Origin of the sequence: Halobaculum sp. P14 (genome assembly GCF_051195155.1) — an archaeon.
GTDB lineage: Archaea > Halobacteriota > Halobacteria > Halobacteriales > Haloferacaceae > JBNTKA01.
This window is the reverse complement of the sequence record NZ_JBNTKB010000002.1, coordinates 322,683-344,624: the sequence shown is the minus strand read 5'-3', so window position 1 is coordinate 344,624 and position 21,942 is coordinate 322,683. Positions and strand designations below refer to the sequence as shown.

At 71.1% G+C, this 21,942-nt stretch carries 18 protein-coding genes and 2 tRNA genes; 11 read left to right on the top strand and 9 right to left on the bottom strand.

Features of this window, described 5'->3' with window-relative positions:
* Nucleotides 1–139: 139 nt before the first annotated feature.
* Nucleotides 140–2,305, bottom strand: coding sequence for a catalase/peroxidase HPI (katG, locus tag ACQUS7_RS06830; protein WP_435145825.1), 2,166 nt, complete (start codon nt 2,303–2,305; stop codon nt 140–142).
* A gap of 414 nt (nt 2,306–2,719) precedes the next feature.
* Between katG and ACQUS7_RS06825 the strand changes: the two genes are divergently transcribed.
* From ACQUS7_RS06825 to ACQUS7_RS06795, 7 genes are all read left to right on the top strand, one after another.
* The gene (locus ACQUS7_RS06825) at nt 2,720–3,511 is read left to right on the top strand and encodes a glycerophosphoryl diester phosphodiesterase membrane domain-containing protein (protein WP_435145823.1); all 792 of its coding nucleotides are present in this window, start codon (nt 2,720–2,722) and stop codon (nt 3,509–3,511) included.
* A 48-nt stretch (nt 3,512–3,559) separates the two neighbouring features.
* A tRNA-Pro gene (locus ACQUS7_RS06820) sits at nt 3,560–3,632 on the top strand.
* Nucleotides 3,633–3,764: 132 nt separating this feature from the next.
* Nucleotides 3,765–4,286: a hypothetical protein gene (locus ACQUS7_RS06815; RefSeq protein ID WP_435145821.1), complete on the top strand. Its 522-nt coding sequence runs from the start codon at nt 3,765–3,767 to the stop codon at nt 4,284–4,286.
* A 141-nt stretch (nt 4,287–4,427) separates the two neighbouring features.
* Complete coding sequence (locus ACQUS7_RS06810; protein WP_435145819.1) at nt 4,428–4,967, top strand: AAA family ATPase; 540 nt, start codon at nt 4,428–4,430, stop codon at nt 4,965–4,967.
* A 304-nt stretch (nt 4,968–5,271) separates the two neighbouring features.
* On the top strand, nt 5,272–6,618 hold the full coding sequence (locus tag ACQUS7_RS06805) for a hypothetical protein (RefSeq protein WP_435145817.1): 1,347 nt from the start codon (nt 5,272–5,274) through the stop codon (nt 6,616–6,618).
* Between the two features lie 62 nt (nt 6,619–6,680).
* Nucleotides 6,681–7,322 carry an NUDIX hydrolase gene (locus ACQUS7_RS06800; RefSeq protein WP_435124287.1) on the top strand — a complete coding sequence of 214 codons (642 nt, stop codon included), beginning with the start codon at nt 6,681–6,683 and terminating at the stop codon, nt 7,320–7,322.
* Nucleotides 7,323–7,482: 160 nt separating this feature from the next.
* Entirely contained in the window at nt 7,483–8,250 is a 768-nt protein-coding gene (locus ACQUS7_RS06795; protein ID WP_435145815.1) for a CPBP family intramembrane glutamic endopeptidase, read from the top strand.
* Nucleotides 8,251–8,337: 87 nt separating this feature from the next.
* On the opposite strand, the gene ACQUS7_RS06790 is transcribed toward ACQUS7_RS06795, so the two are convergent.
* Complete coding sequence (locus ACQUS7_RS06790) at nt 8,338–9,045, bottom strand: hypothetical protein (protein ID WP_435145813.1); 708 nt, start codon at nt 9,043–9,045, stop codon at nt 8,338–8,340.
* A gap of 54 nt (nt 9,046–9,099) precedes the next feature.
* Here ACQUS7_RS06790 and ACQUS7_RS06785 point away from each other — a divergent pair, with 54 nt between their 5' ends.
* A complete protein-coding gene (locus ACQUS7_RS06785; RefSeq protein WP_435145811.1) occupies nt 9,100–9,441 on the top strand; it encodes a ferredoxin in 342 nt (113 codons plus the stop codon).
* A gap of 18 nt (nt 9,442–9,459) precedes the next feature.
* Here ACQUS7_RS06785 and ACQUS7_RS06780 read toward each other — a convergent pair whose 3' ends face one another.
* Nucleotides 9,460–11,115: an ABC transporter substrate-binding protein gene (locus ACQUS7_RS06780; protein ID WP_435145809.1), complete on the bottom strand. Its 1,656-nt coding sequence runs from the start codon at nt 11,113–11,115 to the stop codon at nt 9,460–9,462.
* Nucleotides 11,116–11,222: 107 nt separating this feature from the next.
* On the opposite strand from ACQUS7_RS06780, the gene ACQUS7_RS06775 reads away from it, so the two are divergent.
* Nucleotides 11,223–11,307 (top strand) — tRNA-Leu (locus tag ACQUS7_RS06775).
* 125 nt (nt 11,308–11,432) lie between these two features.
* Here ACQUS7_RS06775 and ACQUS7_RS06770 read toward each other — a convergent pair.
* The 3 genes from ACQUS7_RS06770 to purS form a co-directional block, all read right to left on the bottom strand.
* A complete protein-coding gene (locus ACQUS7_RS06770) occupies nt 11,433–12,947 on the bottom strand; it encodes an ATP-binding protein (protein ID WP_435124278.1) in 1,515 nt (504 codons plus the stop codon).
* A gap of 149 nt (nt 12,948–13,096) precedes the next feature.
* Nucleotides 13,097–13,768 carry a phosphoribosylformylglycinamidine synthase I gene (gene purQ, locus ACQUS7_RS06765; protein ID WP_435124276.1) on the bottom strand — a complete coding sequence of 224 codons (672 nt, stop codon included), beginning with the start codon at nt 13,766–13,768 and terminating at the stop codon, nt 13,097–13,099.
* Nucleotides 13,765–14,016, bottom strand: coding sequence for a phosphoribosylformylglycinamidine synthase subunit PurS (gene purS / locus ACQUS7_RS06760; protein ID WP_435124275.1), 252 nt, complete (start codon nt 14,014–14,016; stop codon nt 13,765–13,767). The genes purQ and purS overlap by 4 nt, the downstream gene beginning before the upstream one ends.
* Nucleotides 14,017–14,172: 156 nt before the next feature.
* Between purS and ACQUS7_RS06755 the strand changes: the two genes are divergently transcribed.
* Nucleotides 14,173–15,093, top strand: a complete 921-nt coding sequence (locus ACQUS7_RS06755; protein WP_435124273.1) for a formyltetrahydrofolate deformylase — start codon at nt 14,173–14,175, stop codon at nt 15,091–15,093.
* 157 nt (nt 15,094–15,250) lie between these two features.
* Here ACQUS7_RS06755 and ACQUS7_RS06750 read toward each other — a convergent pair whose 3' ends face one another.
* Nucleotides 15,251–16,270: a phosphoribosylaminoimidazolesuccinocarboxamide synthase gene (locus ACQUS7_RS06750; RefSeq protein WP_435145805.1), complete on the bottom strand. Its 1,020-nt coding sequence runs from the start codon at nt 16,268–16,270 to the stop codon at nt 15,251–15,253.
* Between the two features lie 141 nt (nt 16,271–16,411).
* Between ACQUS7_RS06750 and cofH the strand changes: the two genes are divergently transcribed.
* The gene (cofH, locus tag ACQUS7_RS06745; protein ID WP_435145803.1) at nt 16,412–17,860 is read left to right on the top strand and encodes a 7,8-didemethyl-8-hydroxy-5-deazariboflavin synthase subunit CofH; all 1,449 of its coding nucleotides are present in this window, start codon (nt 16,412–16,414) and stop codon (nt 17,858–17,860) included.
* Here cofH and ACQUS7_RS06740 read toward each other — a convergent pair whose 3' ends face one another.
* Both ACQUS7_RS06740 and ACQUS7_RS06735 read right to left on the bottom strand, forming a co-directional pair.
* Entirely contained in the window at nt 17,861–19,762 is a 1,902-nt protein-coding gene (locus tag ACQUS7_RS06740; RefSeq protein ID WP_435145801.1) for a hydantoinase B/oxoprolinase family protein, read from the bottom strand.
* Nucleotides 19,759–21,867 carry a hydantoinase/oxoprolinase family protein gene (locus ACQUS7_RS06735; RefSeq protein WP_435145799.1) on the bottom strand — a complete coding sequence of 703 codons (2,109 nt, stop codon included), beginning with the start codon at nt 21,865–21,867 and terminating at the stop codon, nt 19,759–19,761. The genes ACQUS7_RS06740 and ACQUS7_RS06735 overlap by 4 nt, the downstream gene beginning before the upstream one ends.
* Between the last annotated feature and the right edge of the window lie 75 nt (nt 21,868–21,942).

The following is a 21,942-nucleotide window of genomic DNA, read 5'->3' as shown; positions in this document are numbered from 1 at the left end:
AAGACGAAACCGAGAAAATTCGAGGCGGTGTCGGGTCGAGGTCGTCGCACGTCGGCGGCGCGGCCGCGGCCGCGGCCGGCCCGGCGTCAGGCGCGCGCCGTCGAAGCGATGCGGCCGCGTAGCCGGCGGCTCGGCCGGCTTATTTGAGGTCGAACCGGTCGAGCTGCATCACTTTGCTCCACGTGTCGACGAAGTCCTCGACGAGCTTCTCCTCGCCGTCCTCGGCCGCGTAGACGTCGGCGTGGGCGCGGAGGCGAGCGTTCGAGCTGAAGATGAGGTCGAAGCGGGTGGCTTCCCACTCCTGCTCGCCGCTGTCGCGGTCGTAGCCCTCGAAGACCTCCTCGTCCTCGTCGACCGGCTCCCACTCGTACTCCATGTCGAGCAGGTTCACGAAGAAGTCGTTCGTGAGCGTCCCCGGCTGGTCGGTGAGGACGCCGCGGTCGGTGTCCTGGTAGGTCGCGCCGAGCGCGCGCATCCCGCCGACGAGCGCTGTCAGCTCCGTCACCGAGAGGTTCAGGAGCTCCGCCTTGTCGACCAGGCGCTCCTCGAGGGAGTCGTAGAGGTCGTCGAAGTCGCCGTCGCCGAGGTAGTTGCGGAAGCCGTCGGTCTTCGGTTCGAGCACCTCGAACGACTCGACGTCGGTCTGCTCCTGCGTGGCGTCCGTGCGGCCCGGTTCGAACGGAACCTCGACGTCGTAGCCGGCGTCGGCCGCGGCCTGCTCGACGGCCGCGTTGCCGCCGAGCACGACGAGGTCCGCGAGCGAGACGCGCACGTCGTCCGAGCGGGAACCGTTGAAGTCGTCCTGAATCTCCTCGTAGGTTTCGAGGACGGATTCGAGCTCCTCGGGCTCGTTGACGTCCCAGCTGCGCTGGGGTTCGAGCCGGATGCGGCCGCCGTTCGCGCCGCCGCGCTTGTCGCTGTCGCGGTACGTCGACGCGGCCGCCCACGCGGTCTTGACGAGCTGGGAGCGCTCGACGTCGGCGTCGAGAATCTCCTGTTTGAGTTCCGCGACCTCCTCGTCGCCGACGACGTCGTAGTCAGCGTCCGGAATCGGGTCCTGCCAGACGAACGTCTCGTCGGGGACTTCCGGGCCGAGCAGACGCTCGGGCGGACCCATGTCGCGGTGGATGAGCTTGTACCACGCCTTCGCGAACGCCTCCTGGAACTCGTCGGGGTTCTCCTGGAAGCGCTCCAGAATCTCCCGGTAGTCGTCGTCGTGTTTCAGGGCGACGTCCGTCGTCAGCATCATCGGCTCCTCGGTGTCCTCCGGGTCGTGCGGGCCCGGCGCCTCCTCGATGTCGTCGCCGACCGGGCGCCACTGCCACGCACCGCCGGGGCCTTTGACCGAGGTCCAGTCGTGGTTGAGCAGGTTGTCGATGTAGCCCATGTCCCACTGGGTCGGCGCGGAGTTCCACGGCCCCTCGATGCCGCTCGTGATGGCTTCGAGACCGCCGATCTTGTCGCCGTGCTCCTGCGCCCAGCCGAGGCCCTGCTCCTCCATCGGTGCCGCCTCGGGTTCGGGGCCGACGTGCTCTTCGGGGTCGTCGGCGCCGTGGACCTTCCCGAAGGTGTGGCCGCCGGCGATGAGCGCGACGGTCTCCTCGTCGTTCATCGCCATGCGCTCGAACTCCTCGCGGATGTTCGCCGCGGAGCCCTCGACGTCGGGTTCGCCGTACGGGCCCTCGGGGTTCACGTAGATGAGGCCCATCACGGTGTTCGCGAGCGGGTCCTTGAGGTTGCCCACCTCGCCGTCCTCGAAGCGCTCGGGCGAAGTCGTCTCCCACTCGGTCTCGGGGCCCCACTCGGTGGCCTCGTTGGACTTGTACTCGTCCACGCGGCCGCCGGCGAAGCCGAACGTCTCGAAGCCCATCGACTCCAGCGCGACGTTCCCGGCGAGGACGATGAGGTCGCCCCACGAGAGCTTCCGGCCGTACTTGTGCTTGACCGGCTGGAGCAGGCGCCGGGCCTTGTCGAGGTTGACGTTGTCCGGCCAGCTACTCTCCGGCGGGAGGCGCTGCAGGCCGCCGGACGCGCCGGCGCGGCCGTCGCTGGTGCGGTACGTCCCGGCGCTGTGCCACGCCATCCGGATGAAGAACGGGCCGTAGTGGCCGTAGTCGGCCGGCCACCAGTCCTTCGAGTCCGTCATGACGTCCTCGATGTCGGATTTCACCTCGTCGAGGTCGAGCTTCTGGAACTCCTCGGCGTAGTCGAAGTCCTCGCCGTACGGGTCGAGTTCCGCGGCGTTGTCGTCGAGGATGTCGACGTCCAGCAGGTCCGGCCACCAGTCGGCGGTCCCTCGCGCCATTACCGGGCACCTCCCGAGCCGCCGTCGCTCGCGCCGGTGGACGATACCGCGTCCACCGCGTCCGTCACCGTTCCGTCGTTGGATTCGTCGGCTTGCATTCTGTGACTCCCTGTTTCGTTTTGGCGGACCAAATATCATAAAGGTGCCGATGCAGTTGTGGATTCCGCCCCTTTCATTCCCAGGTAGAAACTCTTTGTTTGTCTTTCGGCAGAGTATCTTTCCCTTCTCTCGTGTTTGGTTGTCGGAGCCGACACCGCTCGGACCGCCGTCAGGATTTTCGCCCGATACCGACTCCGCAATCTGCACGCCTCAGTAGCCCCGGGAGGATGTCGGTTCAGCCCGAAGGCGGCCGAATCAGTTCGCGCGCCGCTCGTGAAGAATCTTTATCAGGAGTGACGTTGAATCCCGGACGAAATGTCCCCGACAGTTGACATCGGCGACGCGCTGACCTCCGGCGTCGAACGGCTCGCGACCCGCGGCGGCGCGATACTCGCCGTGCTGTACGTAGCGTACCAGCTCGTGTTCCAGGTGTTCTACCAGTCCGCAGTGGTAGAGGTGTACAGGCGGTACCTCCCCGCAGACGTCGTAGAGCAGTCCACCCAGTCGCTCCCGTTCGCCCTGGACATCCCGCTCGTCGTCTCCATCGTCGTCGTCCTGCTGGCCATGGTCGGCGGCGTCGCGCTCTCGCTCGTCGCCCTCCGCGCGCTCCACGAGGACATCGACCAGTTCCCGACCGCGACGCACACCCGCCGGCTCGCAGCAGCGACCGGCGTCGGCATCGTCGTCAACATCCTCACCTTCATCGCCGTCTTCGTCGGGCTGATCTTCCTCTTCGTCCCGGGGCTGTACATCGCCATCAGCCTCATGTTCGCGCTGCCGTTCGTCGCCCTCGAAGACGCCGGCATCACCGACTCGCTCAGCCGGAGCTGGGAGCTCGCCACCGGCCACCGCTGGCGGCTGTTCTTCCTCGGCATAATCCTCGCCGTCATCGGCTTCGTCATCGGGCTCGTCCCCGGCATCCTCTCCGTCCTCGCGCCGGCCGTCGGACAGGCGCTCAGCAGCGTCATGTCCGGCGTCACGACGGTGTTCTCGCTCGCCGTCCTCGTCACGGTCTACGAACAGCTCACCGGCGGCAACGCCGCGACCGCCGACGAGCCCGGAACCGACGCTCCCGGCGCGCTCGGCCCCGACGACCTCGACGCCTGAACCCCCTTTCGGAAGCGTTAAAGGAACGGCTGACCTTCGAACAGGTGCGGGCCGGTGGGGTAGCTTGGTATCCTTCGGCCTTCGGGTGGCCGTAACCGCGATTCAAATTCGCGCCGGCCCACTTCTCCCGCATTCTCCGCCGCACAGTCACGGTAGCGGCGACGCCGGCGGTTCCGTCGGTCACTGCCGTCGCGGTTTCGGCGACTGATTCGCCAACAAGACACTTACCGCAGGCGTTCGGGGTGCCGACCGAATGCGTCACCGTGCCCTCCACGCGGTCCTGTTCGCTGCGCTCGTCGTCTCGGCCGGCTGTCTCGGGACGTCCGGCGGGACGCCGACACCGACTGCGTCGCCGACGACTCCGCCCGGGTCCCCGTCGGAGTCGCCGACCGCCGGACCGTTGACGCCGCTGCCGGATTCGACGCCAGCATTCCCGGACGGTCCGAAGGAGCGCCCGGCGATTCCGGACGACCTGTCGACGGCGACGGCGGCGTCGTTCGCGAAGACGCACGAGCGGCGCTGGGTGTACAACACGCTGTACGGCGGCCCGAGCAGCGACGTCTCCATCGAGTGCAGCGTCGACTCCGCGGCGCGCGTCTCGGTCGGTTACCGGGTCGTGGTGAGCTGCACCGCGTCGGCGACGACCGGCGGCGAGCCGCTTCCGAACAGCACCGCGACGTCGACGGTCGTCCACGCGGACTGGTTCACGCAGACGTTCGTCTACCTCGTCGACGAGGACTCCGTGGTCCGTCAGCGCCCCGCCGGCGACCGGTGAGTTCGGGGAGCGGTAAACCCGACGAGCGATGAGTCCGGCAAGCGGTGGGTCCGGAGCGCGGTGCGGTGTGTGGCCACGCCGCAGGTGAGTCGGCGGAGCGGAACGGATTTGGGGCCGCCGGTGCTCCGTCGACCTGAGACAATGGCGGACACAACGCGGCTCTTCGTCGTCTGCGGGTTGCCGGGCGCGGGCAAGACGACGGTGTCGGCGGCCGTCGCAGAGCGCATCGACGCGCCCCTGCTGCGCACCGACGTCGTCCGGAAGGAGGAGTTCCCCGAGCCAGACTACACGGACGAGGAAACCGCGGCGGTGTACGACGAACTGCTCGACCGGGCCGGCGACGCGCTCGGCCGCGACGGCGTCGCCGTGCTCGACGGGACGTTCAGGCGAGCCGACCTGCGCGACCGCACCCGCGACGTCGCCGACGCCCACGGCGCCTCGGTCGTCCTCGTGAAAGTGGAGTGCGACGAGGCGGTCGCCCGGGACCGAATCGCGGCCCGCGAAGGCGACGAGAGCGACGCCGACGCCGACGTGTACGAACTGCTCCGCGCGGAGTTCGAGCCGGTCGCCGGCGACCACGCCGTCGTCGACAACTCCGGGTCGCTCGCGGAGACGCGCGGCCAAATCGACGAACTGCTCCGCCGCGTCGACGCCGCGGCCCCGGTCGACGAGCCGGCCTGACGGCGGCGACTGTCCGTCCGGGCCTCGGGTGGGGCTGAAAGGGGCCGGCGGTGGCGAGAACGGCGGCCGACGCAAGCACCGCAGCGCGAGCGACCGAAGGGAGCGCGCGAGGCGCGCAGCGAGGCCCCCGACTCGCCACCGCCGGGGGCTTTCGCGGTCGGCGGCGCGGTCCTGCAGTCAGCGGTGACGGCGTTCGCAGACACCAACACGGCCGCTACCGACCTAACTGGAATCACGGCGTGTCCGTCTCGCCCATCCAGCCATGACAGAAGGCTTTTGCTCCGATGCCGACTTCGCTCGGTCGATGAGGGTGGACCGCGGGGCGCAGTTGTTGCTCGCCGGCGTGGTGCTGTTCGGTCTGACTATCGCGGTGAGCGCGGCGGTCGCGCCGGACCGCGGCCACGTCGGCGGGACGGCCGCCGGGGAGTCGCCGCAGACGCTGGTCGGGTCGCAGGGCGGCGGCGCCGGGTGGCACGAGTACGGCAGCGTCTACCTGCTGAACGGGACGGACGTGGCGTGGCGCGAGGGCTCCGCGGACAGCTACTTCGACGTGCAGCGGCTCAACAACGGGAACGTCCTCGCCGGGTTCATGCACAACGGCTACGAGCGGTGCGGCCCGTACGACTCGCCGTGCGCCCGCACCGGCTACCGCATCATCGACCCGGACGCGTCGGGCGGCCCGACGGTCGTCGACGAGTACAGCTTCCCGGTGCGGACCCAGAAGAACAGCGAGGTTCACGACGCCGAGCCGCTGCCGGGCGGCGGGTTCGTGATGACCGACATGGACCGCGAACGCATCGTGGTGGTGCGCGACGAACAGGTGGTGTGGCAGTGGAACGCCTCCAGCGTCTACGACGCGCCGGCGGACCCGACGACGACCGACTGGCTGCACGTCAACGACGTCGACCGCATCGGCGACGGCCGGTTCCTCGTGTCGGTGCGGAACGCGAACCAGCTGGTCGTCGTTCAGCGCACCGCCGACGGCGGCAGCGAGGTCGTCGAAATCATCAACGCCGACGCCGCGGGCAGCAGCGACGCGTCGTGCCGCGGCGGCGGCCAGCTCCGCGACACGGACGGCGACGGCGACGTGCGCTGTGGCGACCCGGACGTGTTGAACCACCAGCACAATCCGCAGTGGCTCGGCGCGGGCGCCGTGCTGGTCGCCGACTCCGACAACGACCGCGTCGTCGAACTCCACCGCGGCGACGACGGGAACTGGTCGGTCGCGTGGACGCTCACCGAGGCCGCCGGGCTGGAGCTTCGCTGGCCGCGCGATGCCGACCGGCTGCCGAACGGCAACACGCTCATCACGGACACGCTGAACAAGCGCATCGTCGAGGTCGACGAGAACGGCACCGTCGTCTGGCGGTACGCGACCGAGCGCATCCCGTACGAGGCGGACCGCGTGCCGCGCGAGCTCCGCGGCGACGGGCTCCCGCGGATGAACGCCGACGGCGACGCGGCGGGCACGCCCGAAGCCGGTGACGACACCGCGCCGGAGGGCGGCGTCCCGGTGCTCTCGTCGCTCGTCGTGCTGGTGCGCGCCGCGGCGCCGTGGGCGCCGGTGTGGTTCGCGGAGCCGCAGGTCGCCGCGACGCTCGTCTCGCTCGCGCTCGTCATCGCCGGCGCGGTCGTCAGCGTCCGCGACTGACCCGACCCAGCCGAGGCGGCGGACTTCAGCGGCTTTTTCGGCGGACGACGCGACGCTCCGGTATGACCGGCAGCGACGCTGCGGGCGACCGCCCCGACGACCCAGACGACGCCGACGGCCCGGACGACGGTTTGGCGTGGGAGACGCTGGACTCCGGCGTCGACTACGCCTGCCCCGGGTTCGACGTCCGCGTGGACGACGTACGGCTTCCGGACGGCACCGAAGGCGAGTACCACTACGTCGACGAGCCGGGAGCCGTCGTGGTGCTCCCGTTCACCGCCGACGGAGCGGCCGACGAATCCGGCGACGGGCGGAGCGACGAGGTCGTGCTCATCGAGGAGTGGCGGCAGGCGGTCGGCCGCGTGAACCGCGGGCTGCCCGCCGGGTCGCTCGAAGGCGACGAGGAGCCGGCGGCGGCGGCGCGCCGCGAACTCCGCGAAGAGACCGGCTACGAGGCCGGCGCGGTCGAGCACCTCGCGTCGGTGGAGCCGAGCAACGGCGTCTCGAACTCGGTCCACCACCACTTTGTCGCGTCCGGCTGCACCCCGACCGCGTCGACCGACTTCGACGACGACGAGAGCATCCGGCCCGTCGCCGCCGACTACGACGACTTCCGCGACGCCGTCTTCGCCGGCGACGTCCGCGACGGCCGCGCCGTCATCGCCGTCTCGCAGTACGAGGCCGGCGCGCACCGCGACGACTGACCGGCCGAGCCACCACGTCCGGGCGACAGCCGGACGACGACGAGTCAGCGACGACGAGTCAGCGACGACGAACAGATACCGCCGACCGAGAGTCCGGGATTCGGGCACTGCGAGAGTCGGCAGTGGCAAGCGTCTTTGCGTCCGCCCGCAAGCCCCCTGCATGGTCACGCTCTCCCCCCGCGTCCGGTCGCTCGGCGTGGGGTACGGTCTCGGCGTCGCCGGCGCGGTGCTGGCGATCGTGTTGGCGTTCCCCGCGGTTCTGGCGCTGGACGCGCTCGGCGTCGCGTCCGTGTCGGTCCGGCTGGCGGCGCTGTTCGTGTTCGGCCAGTATCTCCCGTTCATGGCGTTCCCGCTGCTGTACCTCCGGTGGCGCGGCTTCGACTGGGCGGGGGTCCGCGAGTACCTCGGCGTCCGGGTGCCGTCGCTGAAAGAGGTCGGCGTCGTCGGCGCCGGGTTCCTCGCCGTGTTCGCGTTGACGCTCGGGATGACGCTGCTCATCACGGAGGTGCTCGGGCTGCCGACGGCGGAGAACTCCACGGGCCAGCTCGCACAGGAACTCCCGCGCATCATCCCGCTGCTCGTCGTCGCCTCCATCGTCGTCATCGGGCCGTGCGAGGAGACGCTGTTCCGCGGCGCCGTCCACAACCGGCTCCGGGAGGCGTTCGACGCGCCGGCCGCGGTCGTGCTGTCGTCTGCGCTGTTCGCCGCCATCCACGTGACGGCGCTCACCGGGTCGCTCGGCGCGCGACTCACCACCATCGTCATCCTGTTCGTGCCGAGCCTCGTGTTCGGCACCGTCTACGAGTACACCGACAACCTCGTCGTCCCGGCGCTCATCCACGGGCTCTGGGACGCGTTCCTCTTCACGGCCATCTACGTCACCGTCGTCTACGGCCCCGGCATGAGTCAGGCGGTGCTGCCGCTGTAAGCCGCTGCCGCCGAACTCGACGGCTGCGCGACGACGCGGCGACGCCCGCCCGTCGTCGGTCAGTCGGCTCGGTCAGCCGCGTCTCGGTCAGGCGTCGCGGACGGTGAGGCCGGCCGCTTCGAACGCCGCTCGTCCGCGGAGGAACGCCTCGTCGCCGTTCGGCGTGTACCGCGACGGCATGTTCACGTAGCGCCGACGCTCGCGGCCGCCGGACTCGTAGCGGACGACGAACCGCGGCCGCGTCAACCCCTTCGTCCCCTCGACGGCGACGACCTCGGTGACCGCAGCCAGCGGAATCCGGTCGGCGGTCGTGACGCCGCGCACGACGCGCTGATAGGCGGCGACAGCCAGCAGCACACCGGCGAGCGCGACGACGACGAGCAGTTCGTGGCCGCCGTCGGAGGCAGCCAGCGACGCCACCCCCGTCGGGAGCGCGAGAACGAACCCGACGAACACCGCCTTCCGCCACCACTCGTCGCTCCGCCAGTAGCTCCGGTACAGATTCCGGAGGTAGCCGCGGACGCTTCCCGACACCCGGATTTCGTCGGCGGCGACGACGCACTCGCCGCGCTTCGTCGGGAACCGCCGCACGTCCCCGGACGCGGCGTCGCCGCCGCGGTCGACGGTGCTGTCGCGGTCCGCGTCGCTTCCGCGGTCCGCGTCGCTTCCGCGGTCCGCGTCGCTTCCGGCGTCGACGGTGCTGCCGCGGTCAGCGGCGTCGCTTCGCCCGGCAGCGTCGCTTCCGCGGTCCGTGTCGCCTCGGCGGTCGTCGTTCGCGTCGTCGCTGGAGGGCATCACTCGGTTCGTTTGACCGACAGAGGAAAGACCACACGGTCGCTACGGCTCCGCATGAGCGACCTGGACGCCGACGTGCAGACCGCGAGCGACTTCGGCGGGGAGGGGCCGCCGGTGGAGGAGAAGCCGTACAAGATCATCTTCGAGGCGAACGCCTGCTTCGGCGCCGGGAAGTGCGCGGAGGTCGCGGACAACTGGGAGATGGACATCGCCTCCGGGATGGCGCGGCCGAAGTCGTACTACGTCGGCGAGGACGAACTGGACGAGAACATCCGCGCCGCGGAGGTGTGTCCGGCGAAGAAGGACGTCGGCTGCATCCACGTCGTCGACCGCCGCACCGACGAGGAGCTGGCGCCGGACCCGCACGGCGACGGCACCCTCAGCGTCGACTGGTGACGCCGCCGAGCCGCACCGCTACTTGTTGAGCGACACCGTCTCCTGCCCGGCGACCCGGGGGTTGACCTTGGCGACGGTGTGCGGCCGGAACCCCTCGACGTAGTCTTTCACGCCGAAGCTGTTCTTGAGGTTGTACACCGGCAGGTGCGCGCGGTCCTCCAGGATGGAGGTCACGGCGTCGGTGTACAGCCGTTTGCGCTCGGCGTGGTCCGCGGTCCGCCGCGCCTGCTCCAGCTGCGTCATCACTTCGTCGTTCTCGTAGTAGCAGCCGTTCGTGGAGCCCTCCTCGGACTCGTGGAACAGGTAGTAGAGGTAGCCGTCCGGGTCGACCTCGTCGACCCAGCCGAGCGTGTACATGTTGTAGTCGGACTCCTTGCCGGTCGCGTACTTGTCGAGGAACGCGCCCCAGTCGAGCCGGGTGACGCTGACGTTCGTGTAGCCGAGTTCCTGCAGGCTGTTGCCGACGGAGATGCCGATCTGTTCGCGCTTGTCGTCCGGCGGCACGATGATCTTCCACGAGTAGTCCGTCGGGACGCCGGCCTCGTCGAGGAGCCGCTGGGCCTCGTCGAGGTCTTTGTCGTGCGGAATCTGCTCCCACTCGTCGGTCGGGAAGCCCCACGGCTCGGTCACCGAGTCCGGCATCGGCGCCGTGAGGCGCTTTCCGGCCGGCTCGACGTAGTTCTTCACGGCTTCGTCCATCGAGACGGCGTAGTCGATGGCTTCGCGGACCTTCGGGTCCGCCGTCGGGCCCTCGTTGCAGTTGAACGAGAGGTAGTAGTAGCCGAGGCCTTCGCGCTCTTCGACGCTGGCGCCCTCCTGGTTCTGCACCGCGGAGTAGAGCTTCGGCGGAATGGTCTGGACGATGTCGTGCTCGCCGTTCCGGAGCGTCGTGACGCGCGTCGTCGGCTCCTCGACGGGCGCGAACGTCACGCCGTCGAGCACCGGCTGCTTCCCGTGGTAGTCCTCCCACGTCGACAGCTCGACCGACTGGCCCTCCGTGAACGACTCCAGCGTGAACGGCCCGGAGCCGACCGGGTTCTTGTTGAACGCCTTCTTGTTGTTCTCGCGGTGCTCCTTCGGCACCGGCGACCACGCCAGCTTGTGCCGGAACGGCCCGAACGGGTACTTCAGGTCGAACTGGACGGCGCGGTCGTCCACCTCGGTGATGGAGTCGACCATCGTGAACTCCGAGCCGTTCGACGTCTCCTCGCGGCCCGGCGCCAGGAACGAGTACTTCACGTCCTCGGCGGTGATCGGCGTCCCGTTCTGGAACGTGACGTCGTCGCGGAGCTCCACGACGTACCGCGTCGCGTCCTTCGACACCTCGGGCTCGCCGGCGGCGAGCTGCGGCACCAGCGCCGTCCCCTCGCTGTACGTGTACAGGCTGTCGAACAGCCGTTCGACCACCTGCAGCGACGGGACGTCGTTCGCCTGCATCGGGTCGAGGTCGAGCGGCGACTTCGTCTGCGCGAAGCTCAGCCGGCCGCCCGGCGTCGGCGTCGGTGACGCCGTGTCGGTGCCGCCGGCTCCGGTGTCGGCGCCGTCGGTCGGCGTCCCGCCGCCGTCGCCGCCGAAGCAGCCCGCGAGCCCGGCGGCGCCCGCCGCACCCGCACCGGCGAGTAGTCGGCGTCTCGTAACGCGGTCCGGGACGTCCCGGCCGTTCGTGTCGGTCATACCCGTGTACTGGGTGCCGAGAGGGATGCCGGTGTCGCTCCCCGTCTCGTTCGCCGGCGTCTCCGACCGAAACCCACTTGCGGTCCCCGCGGGAAGCGACGACCCGCGCGAGGGTGGCTGAGCCAGGCCAAAAGCGGCGGACTTAAGATCCGCTCCCGTAGGGGTTCAGGGGTTCAAATCCCTTCCCTCGCATCAGACGACGACTGGGGATGGCGTGCTCCGTTCGAGCGCGATTCGGGGAGATTACCTCGCCGAGGCCGAGCCGCGCGGACCGCTCCGCGTCCGAGGTGCCGGCGGAACTGTCTGGTTCTTCGCGGTCAGGTCGCGTCGGCGCCGACGAACTCGAAGCGTGCGCCGCCGTCGTCGCTGTCCGTGACGGAGACGTTCCAGCCGTGGCCCGCCGCGATTTCTTTCACGATCGCGAGGCCGAAGCCGCTGCCGCCCTGCCGCGTCGTGAAGCCGTACTCGAAGACGCTGTCGCGGTTCTCCGGCGGGATTCCGGGGCCGTCGTCCGCGACGTAGAAGCCGAGTCGGCCCGGGAGCGGGCCGACCGTGACGGTGACGTCGCTGCCGCCGTGTTCGACCGCGTTCCGGAAGAGGTTCTCGAACAGCCGGAGGAGCCGCGACCGGTCGCCCTCGACGGTTTCGAGGTCGTCGGCCACCCGGAGCGTCCCGGCGTCGTCGCCGGCGAGCGACCACGCCTCCGCGGCGACGTCCGGAATCGACACCGGCTCGGTCTCCTCCATCGACCGGCTCATCCGGGCGAACTCCAGCATTTCCTCGATGCGGGTGAACGCCCGCTCCAGCGCCTCCGCGGCGGCGTCGATGTCGTCGTCGGGGCCGTAGCGGTCCGCGGCGAGCTCCAGTCTGCCCTGCACGACGTTCAGCGGGTTCCGCAGGTCGTGGCTGACCGCGCTCGCGAACTGGTCGAGCCGCTGGTTCTGCCGTTCGAGTTCCTGCTGGTACCGGCGCTGTTCGAGTTCGTAGCCCAGCCACCGGCTCGCCAGCTCCACGAACGTCCGCTCGCTCTCCGTGAAGTCGGCGTCCCGCGCCTCCCGGGAGGCGAAACACAGCGTCCCGAACAGGTCGCCGTCGACGACGAGCTTCCCGCCGACGTAGCTGCCGAGCCCGAATTTCTCGTACGCCGGGTCGGACTCCCAGCCGGCGGCGACGGCGTCGTCGATGGCGAGCAGGCCGTCCGTGTCGATGGTCTTCCGGCAGTACGACTCCTCGATGGGGCACGACTCGCCGGCCTGCAGCAGCTCGTGGTCGCCCTCGGCGGCGAGGATTATCTGTCTCGACTCCGTGGTGCGGGTGACGAAGCCGTACGGGAGGTCGAGCCGCGTCCGGCCGAGCCGCAGCACGCGGCCGACCTTCTCGTCGAACGTCAGGTCGGTGTCGGAGGCGATTTCGTACAGTTCGTGCAGCGCCGAGACGCTGGCTTCGAGCTCCGACTGGAGCCGCCGGTTCGCCGTGACGTCGCGGGAGTTGACGACGAAGCCGCCGATGGAGTCGGCGGCCGACCGGCTTCCGACGGCTTCGAGCCACACCCACGAGCCGTCGGCGTGTTTGAACCGGAACCGCGCCGTCCGCGTCGTCTCGTCGTCGCCGGCGACGACCTCCATGAACGTCTCGCGGACCTCGTCGCGGTCGTCCGGGTGGACGTAGTCGAACGCGGACTCGCCGACGAGCTCGCCCGGCTCGTAGCCGAGCACCCGCTCGATGGCCGGGCTCTTGTACTGGAACACGCCGGATTCGTCGAGCACCGAGAGGATGTCCTCGGAGTAGCGAACGAGCGCCTCCAGGTCGGAGTCGAGCTGTTGTGTCGTCATTAGGGGTGGGTCGTCGTCCGCGCCGCGTCCGGAGCGGATTCGTTCAGGTCAGTACGGAAGAGCCCCGTGAACATATATCTTGTAACCAGTCGGTGGCAGGGCCGCGCTGATTTCCCAGGATAGTCGGTGAGTTCGTCGGGTCGGGGCGGTCAGGCGAACGCCCGGAGGACGCCCTGGCCGTCGACGCCGCCGACGTCGGGGAGGGTGGCGCGCTCGGGATGGGGCATCATGACGGCGACCGTCTCGCGGGCGCCGAGGATGCCGGCGACGTTGTCGGTGGAGCCGTTCGGGTTCGCGTCGTCCGTGACGTCGCCGTCGGCGTCGCAGTAGCGGAACAGGACGCGGTCGTCCGCCCGGAGGTCGGCGAGGCGGTCCTCGCGGATTTCGAAGCGGCCCTCGCCGTGGGCGATGGGGACTTCGATGACGTCGCCGCGGTCGTAGGCGGCGGTCCACGGCGTGTCCGCGCGCTCGACGCGGAGGTGGACGCGTTCGCACTGGAACCGCGCCGAGCGGTTCGTCGTGAACGCGCCGTCGGTGAGGCCGGCCTCGCAGCCGATCTGGGCGCCGTTGCAGACGCCGAGCACCGGGACGCCGTCGTCAGCGGCGGCGCGGACCTCGTCCATGATTGGGGTGCGGGCGGCCATGGCGCCGGCGCGGAGGTAGTCGCCGTAGCTGAAGCCGCCGGGGATGACGACGCCGTCGGTGTCGTCGGGGAGGCCGTCTGCGTGCCAGACGCGTTCGGCGTCGACGCCGAGGTGTTCGAGCGCGCGGACGGCGTCGCGGTCGCAGTTCGACCCGCCGAACTGCACGACCGAAATCATCGCTCCTCGACGGCGACGTCGTAGTCGTGGATGGTCGGGTTCGCGAGGAGCCGTTCGGCCATCTCGCCGGCGCGGTCGCGGGCCGCGTCGGCGTCGGCGGCGTCGAACTCCAGTTCGAAGCGGTCCGCAGACCGGAGCGCGTCCAGTTCGAAGCCGAGGCGTTCGAGCGCCTGCTTCGTGGTTTCGGCCTCCGGGTCGAGCACGCCGCGCTTCAGCCGGACGGTCACCGTCGCGGTGTAGGCGGTCATCGGGTGCAGGTGCGTAGTCGTGCCTAAAATCCGTTTTGGGTCTCGGTCGCTGTACACGTTCGTGGATGGCAACCGTCGCGGAGAGCGACAACGGCATACCGCAGGCCGCCCTCGCCACTCCATGGTCAGACTCGACCAGCGCGAGGTGAACCGCCGATGAGACACACCGAAATCGTCGTCGTGGGAGCCGACGCGACCGGACTGGTGGCGCAGGTCACCTCGCTGCTGTTCGAGCGCGGCTGCAACATCGAGGACCTCGACCAGGACGTCCGCGACGGCGTGTTCCGGATGCGGCTGCACGCCGACACGTCCGAGATGGTGTGCAAGCCGCAGACGCTCCGAGAGGACTTCGCCGACCTCGCCGACGACCTCGACGTCGACATCCAGGTGCGGTTCCCGCACGAACAGGAGGGGAGCCGCATCGGCCTGCTCGTCACCCGCGAGGAGCACGCGCCCCGCGCCGTCCTCGAAGCCTGCGAGGACGGGACGCTCGACGCCGAAGTCGCGGTCGTCGCCGGGAACCACGACACTCTGGCGCCGCTCGCCGACGAGTTCGACGTGCCGTTCGCGGACGTCGGCGACGAGTCCGGCAGCCACGACGAGGACCGGCTGCTGGACCTGCTCGACGACCACGACGTCGACTGCGTCGCGCTCGCCCGGTTCATGCGCATCCTCTCGCCGGAGGTCGTGTTCCGCTACGAGGGCCGCATCGTCAACGTCCACCCGTCGCTGCTCCCGGCGTTCCCGGGCGCTGAGGCGTACCGGCAGGCCGTCGAGGGCGGCGCGCGCGTCGCCGGCGTCACCGCCCACTACGTCACCACCGACCTCGACCAGGGCCCGATCATCGCCCAGCGCGGCTTCGCGGTGCCGCCGACCGCCGACGTCGACGACCTGAAGGCGCGCGGACAGCCGCTGGAGGCGGAGGCGCTCGTCGAGGCGCTCCGCGCGCACCTCGACGACGCGCTCGTCGTCCGCCGCGGCCGCGTCGACCTCCGCGACGGCGTCGACGCCGACGAGTACGACCTCGGCGCGGTCGCCGAGTCGACGCCGACCGCCGCGGCGCCGCCCGCCGAGTAACCGCCGCGACGCTGCCCCGCTCGCGCTCGCCTTCGTTCTCGCTGTGTCACTCGCCGCCGCTGTTCTTCGCGCCCCGCCGCACCGAGGCGCCGTTCACGCGCCCGGTTCGCGAGATGCTCGACATCGTCGGAGCGGTCGAGCGCGTCGACGCCGCAGTTCAGAGGTCGCGGACGCGGTCGACGGCGGCGTCGATGCCGGGCGCGTCGAACCAGTCGGTGCCGGTGTAGGCGTTGGCGCCGGCGGCGTACATGTCGGCGACGGCGTCGACGATGTCGGCGGAGAGCGGCGGCGGCGACGCCGAACAGAGCCCGCGCCAGTCGGCGACGCCCTCGCGGTCGGCGCGGGCTTTCGCGTCGCTGACGGCGTCGACCCAGTCGGGGTGTTCGCGCTTGTAGTGCTGTCTGACGACCTCTTTCGACACTTCCTGGCCGCCGTAGGCGAACCGGTTCTCGTCGAAGGTGCCGACGACGTCCGCGACGACGACGTCGCCGTCGACGGACGCGCACTCGATTTTGCCGTCCTCGTGGACGAAGCCGGCGTCGGCGGCGCGCGCCGTGACGACGTCGTTGACGCGGCGCGCGAGCGCTTCGAGGTCGGCGACGTCGGCGGCGCCGGCGATGCGGTCCGCTTCGGCGCGGTCGAGGTAGCGGTCCTGCTCTTCGTACTTCGTGGAGAACTCGACGACCGGCTCCGGGAGGTCGACGGGGCCGGCGGGCCAGTCGTCGCGGTCGACGCCGACGTCGCGCGGGTCGGCGCGGCGCCGGAGGCTGGAGCCGACGGGGACCGTGTTGCGGAACACGATTTCGAGCGGCACGAGGTAGTTGCTGCCGGCGTCGGCGTGGAAGGCGTCGTAGTCGTAGCCGTCGCCGTCGCCGCGGAACGGGAGTTCGGGTACCTGCACGAGGTCGACGGCGAGTTCGCGCGGCGGGTCGTCGACGGCGGCGAGCGGGGCCGCGTCGGCGCCGACGCCGCGGTAGTGGGTCGGGACGCCGGCGGCTTCGAGCCGCTCGAAGTTGTACGCGCCCATCGTGCACAGCGACGCGCCCTTCCCGGGAATCGGGTCGGGCATCTTCCCCCAGTCGAAGACGGAGTAGTCGTCGGTGAACGCGAACCGGCCGGCGCCGGGCGAGTCGGCGGTCGGCTCGCGGTCGACGAGGAACTCCTTGACGCTCGTCATGCGTGGAGGCGCGGCGCCACGGCACATGAATCTTTCACTCCTGTGCCCACAGCCGCGCCGAATCACGGCGGAGGTATGCGTGTTCGTGCAGGGTTCCGGGGACCGCCTCACTTTTGACGGTTCGGCCGCACCGTCCAGTCCATGAGCGGACCGTCAGCGGCCGAGTTGGACCCCGACGACTTCGGCTTCGAACACGTCCCCGAGACCGACCAGTCGTTCGAGAACGCGCTGGCGAAGGCGCGCGACGGCGTCCGGCTGACGGTCGACGACGGCGTCGAACTGCTCACCACCGGCACCGACGCGGACGGCATCGACCAGCGGCGGAAAGAGCAGGTGCTCGAACTCGCGGACCGCCGCCGCGCCGAGCGGGTCGGCGAGGCGGTGACGTTCGTCGCGAACGTCAACAACAACGTCACGACGGCCTGCAACACGGGCTGTCTGTTCTGCAACTTCAAGGACACCGCCCACCAGTTCGAGGCGGACCACGACGGCGACCACGACGGCTTCACGAAGACGCCCGCCGAGTCCCGCGACGTCGTCCGCGCGGCCGTCGACCGCGGCGTCTCCGAGGTCACGTCGGTGTCCGGGCTCCACCCGGCGTTCGCGCTCACCGACGAGCACCACGAGATTCTGCGCGGCCACGACGACCCGGCGCGCGACGTGAACTACAAGCCGCCCGAGCGCTACGCCGTCGACCCCGGGACGTACGTCGAACAGATGCGGGCGATGTCGGTCGACGACGTCCACCTCCACTCGATGACGCCGGAGGAGGCGTACCACGCCCGCCGCGGCACCGACTGGAGCTACCGCGAGGTGTACGAGACGCTCGCGGACGCCGGCCTCGACTCGGCGCCCGGCACCGCCGCCGAGATTCTCGTCGACGAGGTGCGCGACGTCATCTGCCCCGGCAAAATCGACACGGCGGGCTGGATGGACGCCATCCGCGGCGCCGTCGACGCCGGCCTCGACGTCACTTCCACGATGATGTACGGCCACGTCGAAACCGAGATGCACCGCGTCGTCCACCTGAAACGCATCCGCGACCTGCAGGACGAAACCGGCGGCATCACCGAGTTCGTCCCGCTGTCGTTCGTCCACGAGCGCACGCCGCTGTTCGAACACGGCGTCGTCGACGGCGGCGCCTCCGACGACGAGGACGAACTGCTCATCGCCGTCGCCCGGCTGTTTCTGGACAACGTCGACAACGTCCAGACGTCGTGGGTGAAGTACGGCGACGAGAAGGCGCTGAAGACGCTGTCGTGCGGCGCGAACGACTTCATGGGCACCATCCTCTCGGAGGAGATAACGAAGCGCGCCGGCGGGAGCTTCGGCGAGTTCCGCAGCTTCGACGACTACGTCGAGATGGTGACGAGCGTCGGCCGCGTCCCCGTCGAGCGCTCGACCGACTACCGGACCACACGCCGCATCGACCCGGACGACGCGCCGCACGGCCCGACGCTCGGCCCGAGAGCCGACGGGACGCCGCTGCTCGGCTCGGACGAACGCGCCGAGCGCGTCGGCGACGACACGGACCGCGGCGATACGGACCGCGGGGACACGGACCGCGGCGACGCCACCGCCGACGACTGACTACTCCGCGTCGTCGACGCCGTACCGGTCCGCCGCCGCCGACGCCGTGAGTTTGCCGAGCCGGAGGTCCCGCAGGACGGCGTCGCGGTCGCGGTCGGCGGGGTCGCCGTAGCCGCCGCCGCCGGGCGTCCGGACGCTGACGACGTCGCCGTCGCCGAGGTCGCGGGTGTGTTTCGCCGCCAGTTTCTCCAGGTCGTCGCCGTCGTCGTCGACGAGGTACGCCGCGCCGTTCGCGCCGTCGTCGCCGCCGGCCAGCCCGTACGGCCGGGAGACGTGGCGGTCGGCGAGCAGGCTGAACCGGGCGGTGTGCCCGCGGACGCGGATGTCCCGGCGGAGGCCGAGGCCGCCGCGGTGCTCGCCGGCGCCGCCGGAGTCCGGCCGGAGTTCGTAGCGGTCGACGCGGAGCGGGTACGCCGTCTCCAGCACCTCGGCGGGCGTGTTCAGCGTGTTCGACATGTGGACGTGGACGCCGTCCATGCCGTCGCCGCCGGCGCGGCCGCCGAAGCCGCCGCCCTGCGTCTCGTAGAAGGCGTACGGCGTCCCGGTGCGCGGGTCCGTACCGCCGAACGTGACGTTGTTCATCGTCCCCTGCCCAGCAGCCGCGACGGCGCCCGGCGCGGCCTGCGCGAGCGCGCCGAGCACGGCGTCGGTGACGCGCTGGGACGTCTCCAGGTTCCCGCCGACGACGGCGGCCGGCGGCTCCGGGTTCACGATGGTGCCCGCCGGCGCGTCGATGTCGATAGGTCGGTAACAGCCGTGGTTCGGCGGGATGTCCGGGTCGGTGACGCAGCGCACCGCGTAGTACGTCGCCGAGGCGGTGACGGCGAAGACGGCGTTCACCGGGCCGTCGGTCTGCGCGGCGGTGCCGTCGAAGTCGACCGCGACGCCGTCGCCGTCGATTTCCAGCGTCACGTTCACCGCGAGCTCCGTGTTGCCGCGGCCGTCGTCGTCGAGCACGTCGCGGAACTCGTAGACGCCGTCGGGGAGGTCGCGGATTTCGGCGCGCATCCGGCGCTCGGAGTAGTCCTTGATGGCGTCGAGCGCCGGCGCGAAGTCGTCGCCGTGTTCGCGGGCGACCTCGCGGAGTCGGCGCCGCCCGGTCGCGTTCGCCGCGATCTGCGCGCGCAGGTCGCCGCGGCGCTCCTCGGGCGTCCGGACGTTCGCCAGAATCATCGACAGCACGTCGTCGCGAACCTCGCCCGCCGCCTCCGCGGCCGCGACGTCGGCCGCGTCGCCGTCGCTGCCGCCGCCGTCAGCCGTGCCGCCAGCACCGTCGTCGACGGCGCCAGCCGCGCCGCCCGTTTCGAGTTTCACCGGCGGAATCCGGAGGCCCTCCTGGTAGATTTCGGTGGAGTCCGCGGCGACGCTGCCGGCGGTGGAGCCGCCGATGTCGGCGTGGTGCGCCCGGTTCGCGGCGAACCCGAGCAGTTCCGGGCTGCCATCGCCGTCCACGCCGTCGGCGCCGCCGGAGCCGTCGTCGTCGCGGCCGCGGTCGTCGAAGACGGGCGTGACGAGCGTCAGGTCCGGGAGGTGTGCGCCGCCGCGGAACGGGTCGTTCAGCAGCACCGAGTCGCCCGGCGACAGCGTCTCCGGCGGGAACGCCTCCACGGCGGCCGCGACGGAGTACGGCATCGCGCCGAGGTGGACCGGCATCGTCTCGGCCTGCGCCACCATCTCGCCGTCGGCGTCGAACAGCGCCGTCGAGCAGTCCTGCCGCTCTTTGATGTTCGGCGAGTAGCCCGTCCGGACGAGCGTCGCGTTCATCTCCTCGGCGACCGCCTCGCAGGCGTTCCGCAGCACCTCCAGCGTCACCGAATCGACGCCGGCGTCAGCATTGGCGTCGGCGCCGACTCCGACGCCGTCCTCGGCTTCGGCGTCCCGCGCCGCGTCCCGGTCGGTCATTCGCCGTCACCTCCGGTGGCGACGACGAGGTTCGCGTCGCCGTCGACGCTCGCGGTCTGCCCGGGGTGGACGACGACGGTGCTCTCGGGGCCTTCGACGACCGCCGGGCCGTCGACGGCGGCGTCGGTCGGCAGCGCGGTCCGGTCGTACACCGGAGTCGCGTGGTCGTCGCCGCCGAAGACGACGCGGCGCGTCTCCCGGACCGCGTCGTCGACGTCGCCGTCGCGGTGCGCCGCGGCGAGGTCCGGCGGTTCGACGAGGCCGCGGGCGCGGAGCCGAACCGTCACCAGTTCGACCGGTTCGTCGCGGGCCGCGTGGCCGTACCGGCGCTCGTGGGCGTCGTGGAACCGCTCGGCGATGGCGTCGAGGTCGAACGCCGCCCCGTCGGCGCCGCCGGTGTCGCTGGCTGCGTCGCCGGCGGTGCCTGCTGCGTCGCCGGCGCCGGCGTCGGCGACCGGAACGGAGAGGTCGAACGACTGGCCGGCGTACCGGAGGTCGACGGTGCGCTCGAACCGCATCTCGTCGACGTCGCGGCCGGCGGCGGCCAGTTCCTCGCGGCCCGACCGCTCGAACTCCTCGTAGACGGCGGCGAGGTCGGCGGCGTCGACCGCGTCCCACTCGCGCACCATCGACGTGGAGTAGTCGTAGACGACGTCGCTGATGAGCAGGCCGAGCGCGGAGAGCACGCCGGCGGCGCGCGGCACGACGACCTCGGGGATGCCGAGGCTCTCGGCGAGCGCCGTGGCGTGCAGCGGGCCGGCGCCGCCGAACGCGACGAGCGCGAACTCGCGGGGGTCGAAGCCGCGCTCGACGCTGACGACGCGGAGCGCGCGCTCCATGTCCGCGTTGGCGACCCGGAGGACGCCGGCGGCCGCGTCCTCGACGTCGCCGCCGACGGCGTCCGCGAGCGGTTCGAAGGCGTCGCGGACCGCGTCGGCGTCGCGGCCGAGCGCGTCCGGCAGGAACCCCGCCGGGTCGATGCGGCCGAGCAGCAGGTGCGCGTCAGTGATGGTCGGGCGGGCGCCGCCGCGGCCGTAGCAGATTGGGCCGGGGTCGGCGCCGGCGGAGGCGGGGCCGACGCGGAGCGCGCCGCCGGCGTCGACGTGGGCGACCGACCCGCCGCCGGCGCCGACGGTGTGGACGTCGACGGTCGGGACCGACACCGGGTAGTCGCCGACCTCGGTGTCGGTGGTGACGAGCGGGTCGCCGCCGCGGACCAGCGAGACGTCGCAGGACGTCCCGCCCATGTCCATCGTGACGAGGTCGTCGACGCCGCGGCGGCCCGCGACGTAGGTGGCGCCGCGGACGCCGGCAGCCGGGCCGGACAGCAGCGTGTTGACGGGGCGGTCGCGGGCCGCCTCGGCCGCCATCAGGCCGCCGTTCGACCCCATGACGCGCAGCGGCGCGGTGAGCCCGCGGTCGGCGGCGCCGTCGGCGAGCGCGCCGAGGTAGTCGTCCATCACCGGCTTCAGCGCCGCGTTCAGCGCCGTCGCGAGCGTCCGCTCGTACTCGCGAATCTCCGGGAGGACGTCGCTCGACAGCGACACGGAGGCGTCGACGCCGGCCGCCCGGAGCAGGTCGCGGACGCGGCGCTCGTGGTCGGGGCGTTCGAAGCTGAACAGCAGCGAGACGGCGACGCTGTCCACGTCGCGCTCGCGGAGGTCGGCGGCGAGGTCGCGGACCGCGGCCTCGTCGAGCGGTTCGAGCACGTCGCCGCCCTCGTCGACGCGCTCGGGCACCTCGAACCGCCGGTCGCGTTCGACCACCGGCGCGGGCTTCTCCGCGTCGAAGTCGTAGATGTCGGGGCGGTCCTGCCGGCCGATTTCGAGCGCGTCGCGGAAGCCCTCGGTGGTGACGAGCGCCGTGTCGGCCCACTCGCCCTCCAGGACGGCGTTCGTCGCGACCGTCGTTCCGTGGCCGAAGAAGTCGACGTCGCCGAGCGGCGCGTCGAGGTCCTGCAGGCCGGTCAGCACGCCGCGTTCGGGCGCGGCCGGCGTCGACGGCGTCTTGTCCACGCGGACGCGGCCGTCGCGCACCGTCACGAGGTCCGTGAAGGTGCCGCCGACGTCGACGCCGACGCGGGTCTCCGGGTCCGAATCGTCCATACGGGTCGCTGTGCCGCCGGGGACGTATGCGTTCGCTTCCCGGTCAGCCGGCCGGTCGGCCGTCGGTAACGAGGC

Bases quoted from the DNA above. Each gene is read 5' to 3' on its own strand.
- katG (WP_435145825.1), bottom strand. From the start codon at position 2,305: ATGGCGCGAGGGACCGCCGACTGGTGGCCGGACCTGCTGGACGTCGAC.
- ACQUS7_RS06825 (WP_435145823.1), top strand. From the start codon at position 2,720: ATGTCCCCGACAGTTGACATCGGCGACGCGCTGACCTCCGGCGTCGAA.
- ACQUS7_RS06815 (WP_435145821.1), top strand. From the start codon at position 3,765: ATGCGTCACCGTGCCCTCCACGCGGTCCTGTTCGCTGCGCTCGTCGTC.
- ACQUS7_RS06810 (WP_435145819.1), top strand. From the start codon at position 4,428: ATGGCGGACACAACGCGGCTCTTCGTCGTCTGCGGGTTGCCGGGCGCG.
- ACQUS7_RS06805 (WP_435145817.1), top strand. From the start codon at position 5,272: ATGAGGGTGGACCGCGGGGCGCAGTTGTTGCTCGCCGGCGTGGTGCTG.
- ACQUS7_RS06800 (WP_435124287.1), top strand. From the start codon at position 6,681: ATGACCGGCAGCGACGCTGCGGGCGACCGCCCCGACGACCCAGACGAC.
- ACQUS7_RS06795 (WP_435145815.1), top strand. From the start codon at position 7,483: ATGGTCACGCTCTCCCCCCGCGTCCGGTCGCTCGGCGTGGGGTACGGT.
- ACQUS7_RS06790 (WP_435145813.1), bottom strand. From the start codon at position 9,045: ATGCCCTCCAGCGACGACGCGAACGACGACCGCCGAGGCGACACGGAC.
- ACQUS7_RS06785 (WP_435145811.1), top strand. From the start codon at position 9,100: ATGAGCGACCTGGACGCCGACGTGCAGACCGCGAGCGACTTCGGCGGG.
- ACQUS7_RS06780 (WP_435145809.1), bottom strand. From the start codon at position 11,115: ATGACCGACACGAACGGCCGGGACGTCCCGGACCGCGTTACGAGACGC.
- ACQUS7_RS06770 (WP_435124278.1), bottom strand. From the start codon at position 12,947: ATGACGACACAACAGCTCGACTCCGACCTGGAGGCGCTCGTTCGCTAC.
- purQ (WP_435124276.1), bottom strand. From the start codon at position 13,768: ATGATTTCGGTCGTGCAGTTCGGCGGGTCGAACTGCGACCGCGACGCC.
- purS (WP_435124275.1), bottom strand. From the start codon at position 14,016: ATGACCGCCTACACCGCGACGGTGACCGTCCGGCTGAAGCGCGGCGTG.
- ACQUS7_RS06755 (WP_435124273.1), top strand. From the start codon at position 14,173: ATGAGACACACCGAAATCGTCGTCGTGGGAGCCGACGCGACCGGACTG.
- ACQUS7_RS06750 (WP_435145805.1), bottom strand. From the start codon at position 16,270: ATGACGAGCGTCAAGGAGTTCCTCGTCGACCGCGAGCCGACCGCCGAC.
- cofH (WP_435145803.1), top strand. From the start codon at position 16,412: ATGAGCGGACCGTCAGCGGCCGAGTTGGACCCCGACGACTTCGGCTTC.
- ACQUS7_RS06740 (WP_435145801.1), bottom strand. From the start codon at position 19,762: ATGACCGACCGGGACGCGGCGCGGGACGCCGAAGCCGAGGACGGCGTC.
- ACQUS7_RS06735 (WP_435145799.1), bottom strand. From the start codon at position 21,867: ATGGACGATTCGGACCCGGAGACCCGCGTCGGCGTCGACGTCGGCGGC.